Annotated in this window: 5 protein-coding genes; 3 read left to right on the top strand and 2 right to left on the bottom strand. The window is 71.5% G+C overall.

Going from position 1 to position 14,214, the window contains the following annotated elements:
- Positions 1 to 8,853 carry a non-ribosomal peptide synthetase gene (locus ABIE65_RS15785; protein WP_354078951.1) on the top strand — a complete coding sequence of 2,951 codons (8,853 nt, stop codon included), beginning with the start codon at positions 1 to 3 and terminating at the stop codon, positions 8,851 to 8,853.
- Between the two features lie 15 nt (positions 8,854 to 8,868).
- Here ABIE65_RS15785 and ABIE65_RS15780 read toward each other — a convergent pair whose 3' ends face one another.
- Together ABIE65_RS15780 and ABIE65_RS15775 are read right to left on the bottom strand one after the other, a co-directional pair.
- On the bottom strand, positions 8,869 to 9,834 hold the full coding sequence (locus tag ABIE65_RS15780) for a CAP domain-containing protein (protein ID WP_354078950.1): 966 nt from the start codon (positions 9,832 to 9,834) through the stop codon (positions 8,869 to 8,871).
- An 82-nt stretch (positions 9,835 to 9,916) separates the two neighbouring features.
- Positions 9,917 to 11,431, bottom strand: a complete 1,515-nt coding sequence (locus tag ABIE65_RS15775) for an MmgE/PrpD family protein (protein WP_354078949.1) — start codon at positions 11,429 to 11,431, stop codon at positions 9,917 to 9,919.
- Positions 11,432 to 11,560: 129 nt separating this feature from the next.
- Here ABIE65_RS15775 and ABIE65_RS15770 point away from each other — a divergent pair, with 129 nt between their 5' ends.
- A complete protein-coding gene (locus tag ABIE65_RS15770; protein WP_354078948.1) occupies positions 11,561 to 12,301 on the top strand; it encodes a polyamine aminopropyltransferase in 741 nt (246 codons plus the stop codon).
- Between the two features lie 497 nt (positions 12,302 to 12,798).
- On the top strand, positions 12,799 to 14,211 hold the full coding sequence (locus ABIE65_RS15765; RefSeq protein ID WP_354078946.1) for a tetratricopeptide repeat protein: 1,413 nt from the start codon (positions 12,799 to 12,801) through the stop codon (positions 14,209 to 14,211).
- The last annotated feature ends 3 nt before the right edge of the window (positions 14,212 to 14,214 follow it).

The raw sequence follows: 14,214 nt of genomic DNA, 5'->3' as shown, positions 1-14,214 counted from the left end.
ATGAAGATGCAGAACGTCGCCGACATCTACCCGCTGTCGCCGCTCCAGGGCGGGATTCTCTTCGAGTCCCTGTACGCCGATGCGGGCTCCGGCCTCTATGTCGAGCAGTTCAGCTACCGGTTCACGGGGCCGCTCGACGCCGCCGCCTTCCGCCGCGCCTGGCAGACCCTGGTCGACCGGCACGCCGTCCTGCGGACCGCCTTCTTCTGGGACGGGCTGAAGAATCCATTGCAGGTGGTGCACAAGCGGGTCGCGGTGACGCTCGCCGAACAAGATTGGCGCGACCGTGCGCCGTCGGCGCAGGACGAGGCGTTCCATGCGCTCCGCGGTGCCGACCGCGAGGAGGGCTTCCGCCCGGACCAGGTGCCGCTCATGCGTCTCACCCTGATCCGGCTGGCGGACGACGCCCACTATTTCCTGTGGTCGCACCACCATCTTCTGCTCGACGGCTGGTGCATCCCGACCCTCGTCGGGGAACTGGTCGAGGCCTACAACGCCGAGGTGGCCGGGCGGGCGCCGGTCCTGCCGCCGGTCCGCCCCTATCGCGACTATATCCAATGGGTTGAGAAGCAGGACCGCGCGGCCGCGGACACCTATTGGCGGGGCCTGCTCGCCGGGATCGTCGCGCCGACGCCGCTGCTGGCGAACCTGCCCCCGAGCGCAACGCCCGACCAGGGCTACGGCTACGAGGAACTGACGCTTACGGCGGACCTGTCGGCGTCGCTGGCCGACCTGGCGCAGCGCGGCCGCATCACGCTCAACACCGTCTTCCAGGGCGCGTGGGCCCTGCTGCTCGCCCGCTACTGCAACCTGGACGAGGTCGTCTTCGGCGCCACGGTCTCCGGCCGTCCGCCCGAACTGCGCGGCGTCGAAGGCATGGTCGGCCTCTTCATCAACACGCTGCCAGTGCGCATCGACATCCCCGAGGGAGAGATGCTGCTGCCGTGGCTCGGCCGGCTGATGGCGCAGCAGCGCGAGCAGGACGCCTACGCCTACAGTTCGCTCGCGGACGTGCAGCGCGTGGCGGACCTGCCGGGCGGCACCGCCCTGTTCGAAACCCTGTTCGTCTTCGAGAACTTCCCGGTTTCCAACGCCGAGGCCTCCGCGGGCCTGGCGGGCGGGCTCCGGGTCGAGACCCTGGCCGTGGCCGAGCACACGAACTACCCACTGACCGTCGCCGTCCTGCCGGGCCGGGAAATCGGTCTCCGCCTCTATCACGACCGCGGCCAGATCGATGCCGCCACGGTGCGCCGCCTCGCCGGCCACTTCGCGACACTGCTGACCGAGGTGGCGCGGGATCCCGACCGAGAGCCGCTCCGCATTCCGCTGCTGCCCCCTGCCGAACGGCAGGCGCTGCGCGCACCCCGATCGATGCCGGCAGCGTTCCCGCCCGCCTGCATCCACCGCCTGTTCGAGGCGCAGGCCGCGCGGCGGCCGGACGCCTCGGCGCTGGTCTGCGTCGACGGCTTCGGCATGCGCCGTGCTGTCGACGGCGAGCTCACCTACGGCGCCCTCAACGCACGCGCCAACCGGCTGGCGCATCACCTGTCCGCCCGCGGGGTCGGCCCCGACGTCCGCGTCGGTCTGTGCCTCGACCCGTCGGCCGATCTGATCGTCGCGATCCTGGCGATCCTGAAGGCGGGCGGCTGCTATGTCCCCGTCGACCCGGAACACCCGGCCGACCGCCAAGCCTTCGTGCTGTCCGATTGTGACGCCGACCTCCTCGTCACCGACGCGGCGCTTGCCGCGCGGCTGCCCGCCACCGATGCGGTGGTCATCCGGCTCGACGCGGATCGCGCCCTGTTCGAGCACCTGCCGGAGACCAACCTCGGGACGCCGGTCGAGCCGCATCATCTCGCCTACGTCATCTACACGTCCGGGTCGACCGGCCGGCCCAAGGGGGTTCTGGTCGAGCACCGCAACGTGTCCCGTCTCTTCGCCGCCACCGACCGCTGGTTCGGATTCGGCGACCGGGACGTCTGGACGCTGTTTCACTCCTTCGCCTTCGACTTCTCGGTCTGGGAGATCTGGGGCGCCCTGCTGCATGGCGGGCGGCTCGTCGTCCTCCCCTACCTGCTGTCGCGCGCGCCGCTGGATTTCCACCGGATGCTGCGTCGGGAAGGCGTCACCGTCCTCAACCAGACGCCCTCGGCGTTCGGTCAGCTGATCCAGGCGGACGCTGAACTGGCGGCGGAGGCGCCGGGCCTGTCGCTCCGAACGGTGATCTTCGGCGGCGAGGCGCTGGACCATGCGGCGCTGGCGCCTTGGTTCGCGCGCCACCCGGAAGACGCGCCGCGTCTCGTCAACATGTACGGCATAACCGAAACCACCGTGCATGTGACCTATCGGCCCGTGCGTGCGGCCGATACGGTCGAGCGGCGGAGCCTGATCGGCGAGCCGATCCCGGATCTCCGCCTGCATGTGCTCGACCGCTATGGCGAGCCGGTGCCGCCCGGCCTGCCCGGGGAGCTGCACGTGGGCGGCGCCGGCGTTGCGCGCGGCTACCTGAACCGGCCCGAACTGACCGCAGAGCGGTTTCCGGCCGATCCGTTCGCCTCGGCCGCCGCGGCCGGATCCCTCTACCGCACGGGCGACCTCGTCCGGGCCGTCCTGGGCGCCGACGGAGCCGTGGTCGACATGGCCTATCTCGGCCGTGCCGACGAGCAGGTGAAGGTGCGCGGCTTCCGCATCGAGTCGGGCGAGGTGCGCGCCGCGATCCTCGGACACCCGGCCGTCGCCGACTGCGTCGTTCTCGCCGAGGCTGAGGCGGAGACGGGCGGCAGCCGCCTCGTCGCCTATCTCGTCCCCGACGCGACTCAGGCCGCGCCGGTGTTGCGCCGGCTCGCGGCGGGATCGGACGGGACCGCCACCGGCGCCGATACGACCCTGCCCAACGGCCTGCCGGTCGCGCATCTCAACCGCAGCGAGACCACCTTCCTCTACCGCGAGATCTTCGAGGACCGCGTCTATCTCCGGCACGGCATCGCACTGGCATCGGGCGACATCGTCTTCGACGTCGGTGCCAACATCGGCCTTTTCGCGCTGTTCGCCGCGGAGGCCTGCGGGCACGACGTCACCGTCTACGCCTTCGAGCCTGCAGCGCCGGCATACGAGGTCCTGCGCCGGAACTTCGACCTGCACGGCATTCCCGGCGAGCCCGTGCCGCTCGGCATCTCCGACCGCAACGGGGAGGGCGCGCTTACCTTCTTCCCTCGCATGTCGATCATGTCGGGCTGCGGCGTCCGGCTGGCGGACGCGCAGGCGGCGGTCCTCGCCTACGAGGCGCAGCGCGACGGCGGCAGCATCCCGCGCGAGGTGCTGGACTACAGCCTCGAGCACCGCGAACTCCCGGCGCGCTTCATCACCCTGTCCGACGCGGTTCGCCGCTTCGGGGTCGACCGCATCGACCTGCTGAAGATCGACGTGGAGAACGCCGAACAGCAGGTGCTCGCCGGTCTCGATCCGGCCGACTGGATGCGGGTGCGCCAGATCGTGATCGAGGTGCACGATACGGACGGCCGGGCCTCGGCGATCGAGACATTGTTGCGGAGCCGGGGCTTCGAGGTCGCCGCGGAGCGCGACCGCACCCTGGGCGACGGCTCGCCGCTGGTGAACCTCTATGCCCGCCGGTCGGGCGCGTCCCGCGCACGTCCGGCCGCCGCGCAGACATGGCGGACCGTGGCCGGGCTCGTTTCGGACGTCCGCGAGAGCCTGAAGTCGACGCTGCCCGCCTACATGATCCCGGCCGAATTCGTCCCCGTCGCGGCCATCCCGCTGACCCGCAACGGCAAGACCGACCGGCGCGCCCTGGAGCGCTTGTCGCAGCGACGCCCGGCCGAGGCCGCCGTCCGCACGCCGCCCGCCGACGAGACGGAACAGCTGCTCGCCGACATCTGGCGCGCCGTGCTCGCCGTCGATCCCGCGCAGCCGATCGGCCGCGACGACGGCTTCTTCGAACTCGGCGGCCACTCGCTGCTCGCCACGCGCGTGATGTCGCGCATTCGCGAGACGTTCGCCCTCGACCTGCCGATCCGCGAGCTGTTCGAACATCCGACGGTGGCGCGGTTGGCCGAGCGCATCGCGCTGTTCCGCCGCGAGACGGCCACCGGCGGGGCGCGTGCGGTGACGATGCCGGCCGTGGTCGCCGATCCGGACGGCCGCCACGAACCGTTCCCGCTGACCGAGATCCAGCAGGCCTACTGGCTTGGCCGGAATGCGGGCTTCGAACTGGGCAACGTCTCGACCCACGGCTACATGGAGGCAGACTGTCCCGACCTCGATCTCGGCCGGTTCGAGCGCGCCTGGCAGGCGCTGGTCGCGCGTCACGACATGCTGCGGGTGGTCATCCTACCGGACGGGCGCCAGCAGGTGCGCGCCGACGTGCCGCCCTACCGGATCGCGGTCGAGGATCTGCGCGGCTGCGGCGCCGACGCCCGCGAGACCGCGTTGGCCTCGACCCGGGCGGCCATGTCGCACGAGATCCTGCCGGCCGAGACGGGGCCGCTCTTCGACATCCGCGCCAGCCTCCTGGAGGGCGGCGTTACGCGCCTCCACATCGGCATCGACGCGCTGTGGGGCGATGCGCACAGCCTGCGGGTGCTGGTGGCCGAGCTGTTCCAGCTGTACCGCGATCCGGACGCCGTGCTGCCGGCGCTCGGGATCGGCTTCCGCGACTATGTCCTGGCGGAGGAGCAGTGGCGGCGCACGGAATGGTATGCCGACTCCCTGCGCTACTGGCGCGAGCGCCTGCCCGACTTCCCGCCGGCGCCGGACCTGCCCCTGGCGGCCAGCCCGGCGAGCCTGACGACCCCGCGCTTCCGGCGCCACGCCGGCACGCTCGACGCCGAGGCCTGGAGCGCGCTCAAGCGGCGGGCGGGTCAGGCGGGCCTGACCCCGTCCGGGATGCTGCTGGCCGCCTTCGCCGACATCCTGGCGTTCTGGAGCAAGAGCCCGCGCTTCACGATCAACCTGACCCTGTTCAACCGCCACCCCGTCCATCCGGACGTGAATCGCGTCGTCGGCGACTTCACCTCCCTCATCCTGCTCGCCGTCGACAACACGCCCACCGACACCTTCGAGGCGCGCGCCAAGCGCCTGCAGCGGCAGCTCTGGCGGGATCTCGACCATCGCTACGTCAACGGCGTGACCGTGCTGCGCGAACTGGCGCGCCTGCGCGGCGGGGGCGGCTCGGCGCAGATGCCGGTAGTGTTCACCAGCACCCTCGGCCTCGACGCCGGTGCCGGCGCGGCGGCACCCATCGGCGACGTCGTCTACAGTATCACCCAGACCTCGCAGGTCTGGCTCGACCACAAGGTCTCCGAACGAGGCGGCGTCCTGCATTTCGAGTGGGACGCGATCGAGGAGCTGTTCCCGGCGGGGATGCTCGATGAGATGTTCGACGCCTACCGCGACCTGTTGGCGCGCCTCGCCGCCGAGGACGCGGCGTGGCGCGAGAGCAATGCCGCGCGCCTGCCGCCCGCGGCCCAGCTCGCCCTGCGGGCGGCGGTGAACGCCACGGCGGCACCCGTGCCGGAGGGGCTGCTGCACACGCTCTGGCTCGACCGCTGGCAGGATTTCGGCGAGCGACCGGCGGTCGTCGCAGCCGACCGCACGCTCAGCCACGCCGCGCTCGCCGGCCTCGTCTACCGGACCGGACGGCTGCTGCGCCGCGAGGGGGCGGCGCGCGACCGACTCGTCGCCATCGTCATGGAGAAGGGGTGGCAGCAGCCGGTGGCCGTCCTCGGGATCCTCGTCTCCGGCGCCGCCTACGTCCCCATCGATCCGGAGCTGCCGCACGAGCGCCTGCACCATCTCCTGGAGCAGAGCGGTGCCGCCATCGTCCTGACGCAGCGGCGGTTCGCCGACACGCTCGACTGGCCGGCCGGCCTGCGGATCGTCGCGGTCGACGGCGGCGATCTCGACGGCATCGACGATGCCACCCTGCCGAGCGTGCAGGCGGCGGACGATCTCGCCTACGTCATCTTCACCTCCGGCTCGACCGGATCGCCCAAGGGCGTCGCGATCGACCATCGCGGCGCGCTCAACACCGTCGCCGACATCAACCGGCGGTTCGACATCGGCCCCGACGACCGCGTGCTGTCGCTGTCGGCGCTCACCTTCGACCTCTCCGTGTGGGACATCTTCGGCGCACTGGCCGCCGGCGGTGCCGTGGTCGTGCCGGACCCCGCCCGCCGCCGCGAGCCCGGGCACTGGGTCGAGGCGATGGAGGCGCACGGCGTCACCGTCTGGAACACGGTTCCGGCGCTGATGCAGATGCTGGTCGACCATGTCGAGGAGCGCGGCATCCGGCCACCGCCCGGCCTGCGCGTGGCGATGATGAGCGGCGACTGGATCCCCCTGCCGCTGCCCGACCGCATCGCTTCGCTCTGGCCGGGCTGCCGCCGGATCAGCCTCGGCGGTGCCACCGAAGCCTCGATCTGGTCGATCTGGCACCCGATCGACACCGTCGACCCGGCCTGGACCAGCATTCCCTACGGCCGGCCGCTCGCCAACCAGACCTTCCACGTCCTCGACGCCCACCTGTCGCCGCGGCCGGCATGGGTGCCGGGCGAGCTGTTCATCGGCGGCATCGGACTCGCCCGCGAATACTGGCGCGACCCCGCCAAGACGGGGGCCGCCTTCGTCAGCCATCCCGCGACCGGCGAGCGGCTCTACCGCACCGGCGATCTCGGCCGCTGGCGCCCCGACGGCAGCATCGAGTTCCTCGGGCGCGAGGACCAGCAGATCAAGCTCCGCGGCTACCGCATCGAGCTTGGCGAGATCGAGGCGGCGCTGCTGCAGCATCCGCGCATCCGCGAAGCCGTGGTCGGGGTCTATGGCGAGCGCCATGCCGGGCAGCGGCTGATCGCCCATGTCGTCCTCGAAGCCGAGCGGGATGCGTCTCCCGACGTGTCACCCGAACAGGCCGGCGACGCTCTGCTCGACCCCGTCGAGCGCCTCCAGTTCAAGCTCGGCGCCCCCGGCCTGCGCCCGGACGCCGCCGGCCTCGCCGGCCCCGTCCTGGCGTCTCCGCCGCGGGACGAGGCGCTGACGGCGCTGTGGCAGTCGCGCCGGAGCCAGCGCTCCTTCGCCCCGGATCCCGTTCCGGGCGAGGGGTTCGGCCGCTTCCTGTCCTGCCTGATGGCGGTCGACCTGGGCGGCGCCTTCCCGAAATACCGCTACGCCTCGGCCGGCAATCTCTATCCGGTCCAGACCTACGTCGCGGTGAAGGCGGGGCGCATCGAGGGCTTGGCGGGGGGCGTCTACTACCATCACCCGGTGCGGCACCAGCTTCTGCTCGTCTCCGACCGGGAGATCGGCGCCGAGGCCTTCGGCCCACCCGGCGGCTTCAACCGGACGATCTTTGAGGGCGCCGCGTTCGTGCTCTGCCTCGTCGCCCGGCCGGCGGCGATGCGTCCGCTCTACGGCGACCTCACCCGGGACTTCTGCCTGCTGGAAGCCGGCTATATGAGCCAGCTCCTGATGCAGGAGGCGGACGCCCACGGCCTCGGCCTGTGCCCGATAGGCGCGATGGACTTCGACGCCTTCAGCGGCCACCTCGGCCTCGACGCCGACCAGATCCTGCTGCACGCCCTTGTCGGCGGCTGCGCGGCGCCGGAGACCGCCGGCACCGAGGATGATCTGGCGGCCTTCCTCGGCCGCAAGCTGCCCGCCTACATGGTCCCGTCGGCCTTCGTCGTCCTGGATGCCCTGCCGCTGACGGCAAACGGCAAGGTCGATCGCGCGGCGCTGGCCGCGCCGGACGCGGCGGCGCCGGGTGGCGGCTTCACCGCCCCGCGCGACTGGCTCGAGCACGAACTGATGCGCCTCTGGCAGGGCCTGCTGGAGCGCGGCGAGCCGATCGGCGTCGAGGACAACTTCTTCGACCTCGGCGGCAATTCGCTGCTCGCCGCGCGGCTGGCGACGCAGCTGCTGAAGCGCTTCCAGTGCCAGCTGCTGCTGACCGACCTGTTCCGCAGCCCGACGCTCGCCGAGCAGGCCGACCTGCTGCGCGGACGGGTGGCGCCGCGCCGGGCCTCGTCCCTGGTGCCGATGCGCACCGACGGCGACCGCGCGCCCTTCTTCTGCTTCCCCGGCTCGGGCGGTCACGCGCTCTATCTCTACCACCTCGCGCGGCACATGCCCGCCGACCGCCCGTTCTATGCCCTGCAGCCGATGGCGGTGGACGGCGAGAGCGCGCCCCTGACCAGCGTCGAGGCCATGGCCGAGCACTATCTCGGCCTCATCCGGGAGGTTCAGCCGCACGGTCCCTACCTGCTCGGCGGCCACTCCCTGGGCGCCAAGGTGGCACTCGAGGCGGCACAGCAGCTGCTGCGCGACGGGGAGGCGGTGGCATCGCTCGCGGTGTTCGACAGCGTGCCCTTCTTCACCGGTGAGATCGAAGGCGAGGGGTGGGACGACCTGCGCTGGCTCGCCGCTCTGGTTCGTGCCGCTGCCGCGTTCGGCGGCCTGCCCGTGCCCGATGCCGAGGCCGAACTGGCGCCCCTATCCGACACCGCGCGGATGGGGCGCGTGAAGACGCACCTGGAGCGCAGCGGCTTCCTGCCGGCCGGCTCCAGCCCGCGTCAGGTCCGGGCGATGGTCGACGTGTTCCGGGCCAACACGCAGGCGAACTGCGCCTATCGGGCGCGCGTGACCCGACCGGTGCCGGTGATGCTTTTCTCCCCCGCCGCGCAGCCGGCTGCGGAGCGCGAGGCGATGGCCGCCGCTTGGCGCGCGGTCGGCCCGGTGGATCTCCAGATCACCCCGGGCACGCACCTGACCATGATGGCGGAACCGCATGTCCGCGATCTGGCGGCGCTGCTGGCGCTCCGCCTGCGCGAGGGGCGCTGACGGACTGCCTGCGTCTCATTCCTCGCGACGGCCGGCGACCGCCGCGGCGCGCTTGCGGCCGTCACCGTCGGCGACGAGGAAGAAGCCGAGATGCGTCGTGCCGGGCTCCAGCAGCCGCTGGCGATAGCCCGAATCGTTCAGCCACTGCTCGGCGAAGCCGGTCACGTCGGCCTTCGTGCGCCGGGTCCCGCACCCGCCGCAGGCCGCCGCGAGCACGTCGAGGCGCCGCCACTGCTGCCTCTCCCCGGCGGGGAGCAGGTCGAGCAGGTTGGCCGGCTGGCGGATGATGCCGTGCTTCGTATCGCCCTCGAGCAGGCGCTGCGCCACCGTGTCGAGCGCGTCGCTCGCCTCCAGCGGCGGCGCGCCCGCCTCACGCCGCGCTTGGTTGATCGCCGCCAGGGCCGCCGCGGCGGCGGCTTCGGCGGAGATCGCGGGCGCGGAGGCCTCGCCCGACGTCCCGCGCGGCTCGCCGGGGCCGGCGAACGTCTGGACGGCGAGGATTTTGCCGTCGCGCCCGGCGATCCCGAAGCCGAACTCCGTCAGTCCGGCGCGCAGGATGTTGGCCCGATGGTCCGGGCTGTTCATCCAGCCCTGCTGGAACTGCCGGACCCGCTCCCGGGAGAGATCCCGGCAGCCCTCGCACTGGGCGATATTCTCCGCCGTCAGCTTCCACTGGCTGCCGCCCTCGGCCTGGAAGCGATCGGCGACGTTCCGCCCATCCGGCGATTCGTGGCTGTAATAGCCGCGCTTCAGCATGTCGTCCGCGTGGGCCTGCGCCGCCCGGTTCAGCGGCCCGGTGGTGGTGAGGGGGCCGAGCCCATTGTCGCGCCGCGCCTCGTTCACGAGGCTGAGGGCCTCCTGGCGCAGGCTGGCCAGGTCCGGCGCGGCGTCCTGCGCCTGGGCCGGACGGGTGGTCGCCGCGGGCAGCGCCGCCGCAGCGAGGCAGGCCGCAGAGAGCGCCGCCATGACCGTCCGTCGCATCGTTCGTTTCGTCGCATGTTGCTGGTTCATGCACCGACAACGCAGGCCACGCCCGGACGATCCCTTGCCGCTCAGAAAGGGTTCAGGTCTGCGGCAGGAAGATCCCGTTACGCTCCGGTACACGCAGGCCGCCGGGTGCCACGGCGAACAGCAGCTGGCCGAGTTCGTCGCCGCGCAGCCCCGGTAGCCGATCCACCGCCGCCAGGAACCGCTCCTGCTCCGCGGGTGCCACCACCCCCTCCGCCAGCATCCGGAACTTCGCGACATAGTCCGGCCGGGTCCACGGCCGCGCGCCCAGCGGGTGCGCGTCGGCCACGGCGATCTCATCCTCGATCAGCGTACCGTCGTCGAGCGTCACCGTCACCCGGCCGCCGAACGCCTTCACCGCCGGATCCGCTGAATGATAGCGCCGCGTCCATTCGGCATCCTCGACCGTGCGGACCTTGCGCCACAGCGCGACGGTGTCGGGCCGCTGCGCCCGCTCCGGCGCGTAGGATCGCTCGTGGTGCCAGCCGCCGTCCTGCAGGGCGACCGCGAAGATGTACATGATCGAGTGGTCGAGCGTTTCGCGGCTGGCCCTCGGGTCCATCTTCTGCGGATCGTTGGCGCCCGTCCCGATGACGTAGTGGGTATGGTGGCTCGTGCGGATCAGCACGTCGCGTACGCGGGAGAGGTCGCCGATGCGCGGCCCCATGCGGCGCGCCAGGTCGATCAGGGCCTGGCTCTGATATTCAGCCGAATGCTCTTTCGTGTAGCTCTCCAGGATCGCGCGCTTCGGCTCGTCCGGCTCCGGCAGCGGGACCCGGTATTCCGCGTCTGGTCCGCCGAGCAGCCAGGCGACGACGCCGTCCTCGCCCTCCCAGATCGGTGCCGGCGAACCCTCGCCGCGCATCGCGCGGTCGACGGCTTCGACGGCCATCTTGCCGGCGAAGGCCGGGGCATAGGCTTTCCAACTCGAGATTTCGCCCTTGCGCGACTGGCGCGTCGTGGTGGTGACGTGCAGCGCCTGGCCGATCGCCTGGTGGATCGTCTCGATCGGCAGGTCGAGCGCCGCGCCGATCCCCGCCGCGGCGGAGGTCCCCAGGTGCGCGATGTGGTCAATCTTGTGTTCGTGCAGGCAGATGCCCTTCACGAGGTCGATCTGTATCTCGTAGCCGGCGGCGATCCCGCGGATCAGCGCCGCGCCGTCGAGGCCGCAATGCTGCGCGACCGCGAGGACGGGCGGAATGTTATCGCCGGGATGGGAGTAGTCGGCGGCGAGGAACGTGTCGTGATAGTCGAGCTCGCGCACCGCCACGCCGTTCGCCCAGGCGGCCCATTCGGGCGAAACGCTTCCGCCGCCGCCGAACAGGCCGGCCCCCGGCCGGTACGGATGGGCCGCCGCCTGGGCGCGGGCGTTGGCCACGGCGCGGCGGTTCAGCGATGCGGCCGCTACCGCCGCATTGTCGATGATCCGGTTCCCGATCATCTCGACCACCTCCGCCGCGACGGGCACGGGGTCGGCCGCGACGGTGGCGATCTTCCAGGCGAGCTGTTCCTCCCGCGGAAACCTCTCGGCTGACTTGCGGGTGCGCAAGGTGTGCAGCTTCACGGGCATGTGCTCCTTCTTGGGCCGTCGCGACCGGCACCGACGATACCCCACCCGCCGGGGCCGTCCATGGCGGCTTGGCGCGGCGTCACTGCCTCACCGGTTGACTTCCCCTGCGACGGCGATGGGAATGCAGCGATGAGCATCAATTTCAAAGAACTCGACTATCGCCCGACCGACATCGGCGCGCTCAGCCTGCGGCGGCGCCGGGACCCCGCGCTCGGAATCGACGTGTTCGAGATCAAGCTCGGCGAAGAGTATCTGATGTCGAGCCTGTTCACGGCATCCGAGATCGCCCTGGCGAAGCTCGGGCTGGCCCGGCTGTCACCGGCGGCCTCCGAGGGCACCCTGGATGTCGTGGTGGGTGGGCTCGGCCTCGGCTATACCGCGCGAGCGGTCCTTGACGACCCGGCCGTCGGCACGCTGCTCGTGGTGGAAACGCTGGATGCCGTGATCGACTGGCACCATTCGGGCGTTCTGCCGCTCGGTTCCGGACTGACCGCCGACCCGCGCTGCCGCTTCGTCCTCGGCGATTTCTTCGCGCTGGCAGGCTCGCCGGAGGGCTTCGACGCCGGGATGCCCGGCCGCCGCTACCATGCCATCCTGGTCGACATCGACCATTCGCCGGACTTCTTTCTCGACCCGCACAACGCGGATTTCTATCGGGCTGAGGGTCTCGAACGGGTGATGGCGCACCTGCATCCGGGCGGCGTGTTCGGGCTCTGGTCCAACGAAGCGCCCGATGCGGCGTTCACGGCACGTCTCGCCGACGTATTCGCCGTGGCATCCAGCGAGGCCGTGACCTTCCGCCATCCCGTTCACGACACGGCGTTCACCCAGACGGTCTATCTGGGGCAGGCCGCGTCCGCCACGGGGTGAGGCCTCGTCCCTACGGCCTCTCTCACCCCCGGCTGAGCCAATTCCTCCAGCTTCGGCGCGCACACAGCCGCGTCGTCCCCAAAACCGATTTGTCTGTAGAGCAGCATGGCGTGATCGATTGCGTTGCGTGCGGCGTCGACGTTTGGAGAAACGTCCTACATGATGTGCCTTCGCCCCTCTGCCCGCTGTTGGATATGCAAAGAACCTGCTCGGCGCCTCTACCGCATCGCGAGCCGCGCCGTAAGCCCTGCCCATGAAGGGGAAATGGAACCCCATCGGCACCTCGTGCAACACGTCCCGCAGCATGTTTTACGATGTTGCACAGGGACTGCCGAAGCGGGGATCTGTACGGCGTTCCAACGCCACCCACGAAAAGGAAGGAAAGGTAACGAAAGGGAAGCGTCCGGAAGCGGCGCTTCGCCGCCGTCCACCTGTCCGCTGTGTTCCGCTATGATCCGGGGATGATCGCCAGACCTTCCAGGCCGCCGGGTGGCGGCATGAGCGTGACCGACGCGCTGAAGCGCGGGATCGCGATGCAGTCGGCGGGCGACGCCGCCGGGGCGGAGCGGGTGTACCGGGCGGTGCTGCAGCTCGATGCGAACAACCCGGACGCGCTGAACCTGCTCGGCACGCTGCGGCTCGGCGCCGGGCGGGCGGCGGAGGCGGCCGAACTGGCCGGGCGGGCGGTGGCGGCGCGGCCGGCGGCCGTATCCTACCGGCACAATCTGGCGCGGGCGCTGCAGGCGGACGGGCGGCTCGACGCGGCGGTCGAGCAGTACGCCGAGGCAGCCCGGCTGGCGCCGCACGATGCCGGCCGGCATGAGAATCTCGCCGCCGCGCTGCGCGCCGCCAAGCGCATGGACGAGGCGGTCGCCGCCTTCCGCCGGGCGCTGGCGCTGGAGCCGAAGCGCGCTTCGGCGCTGGTGGCGCTGGGCGACACGCTGCAGGAGATGGACGACCTGGACGGCGCCGTGGCGCAGTATCGCGCCGCCATCGCGGTCGATGCGGGCTTCGCCGCCGGACACAACAATCTCGGCAGCGCCCTGCACAAGCAGGGCCGGGGCGAGGCGGCGCTCGCCGCATACGCCGCCGCAGTGAAGCTGGAGCCGCGCAACGCGCGCTACCGCATCAACCTGGGCGTGGCGCAGTTCGCGGCCGGCGACTTCGCGGCGGCGCTCGCCGCGTTCGAGGCCTGCCTGTTGGTCGATCCGTTCGACCGGCGCGGTGTGGCCTATCGCGAGATCGCGCTGGCGGCGCTGGGGCGGCTGGACCGGGCGGCGTCGGCCGAGGCGCTGCAGGCGAACCTGCACCCGGTGCGGCTCGGCGTGCCGGAGGGCTGGCCCGACATGGCCGCCTTCAATGCCGAACTGGCGCGCGACCTCATGAACCACCGGTCGCTGCGCTGGGACGCACCGGGCACGGCGACCACCGGCGGCGGCGACGTGCTGCTGCTGCTGCAGCATCCGACGCCGGCGATCACGGCGTTCGAGCGCACGCTGCGCCGGGCGATCGACGCCTGCTTCGACGGGCTGGAGCGCGTGCCCGGCCACCCGTTCCTCGACCGCATCCCGCGCGACTGGGGCCTCGACATCTGGGGCACCGTGCTGAAGGCGCAGGGCCATCAGGCAGCCCACATCCACCCGACCGGCTGGATGAGCGGCGTCTATTATGTGCAGCTGCCCGAGGGGCTGGGCTCGGGCGAGGATGGCGACCTCGCCGGCTGGATCGAGTTCGGCCGCCCCGCCGACAGTTTCCGGGTCGCCTACGAGCCGGTCGTCGAGACGGCGCGGCCGGAGGAGGGGCTGGCGATCTTCTTCCCGTCCTACGTCTATCACCGGACGGTGCCGTTCGACGGGCCGCGGGCGCGGATCTCGATCGCCTTCGACGTGCGCCCGCGCAGCTTCCGCTGAGCG

The organism is Constrictibacter sp. MBR-5 (genome assembly GCF_040549485.1).
Taxonomy (GTDB): Bacteria; Pseudomonadota; Alphaproteobacteria; order JAJUGE01; family JAJUGE01; genus Constrictibacter.
Note: the sequence above shows the minus strand (reverse complement) of the source record. Positions and strands in the feature narration are given on the sequence as shown.

Excerpts from the sequence above, each read along its gene's own strand:
- ABIE65_RS15785 (WP_354078951.1), top strand. The coding sequence starts at position 1 with ATGAAGATGCAGAACGTCGCCGACATCTACCCGCTGTCGCCGCTCCAG.
- ABIE65_RS15775 (WP_354078949.1), bottom strand. The coding sequence starts at position 11,431 with ATGCCCGTGAAGCTGCACACCTTGCGCACCCGCAAGTCAGCCGAGAGG.
- ABIE65_RS15765 (WP_354078946.1), top strand. The coding sequence starts at position 12,799 with ATGAGCGTGACCGACGCGCTGAAGCGCGGGATCGCGATGCAGTCGGCG.
- ABIE65_RS15770 (WP_354078948.1), top strand. The coding sequence starts at position 11,561 with ATGAGCATCAATTTCAAAGAACTCGACTATCGCCCGACCGACATCGGC.
- ABIE65_RS15780 (WP_354078950.1), bottom strand. The coding sequence starts at position 9,834 with ATGCGACGGACGGTCATGGCGGCGCTCTCTGCGGCCTGCCTCGCTGCG.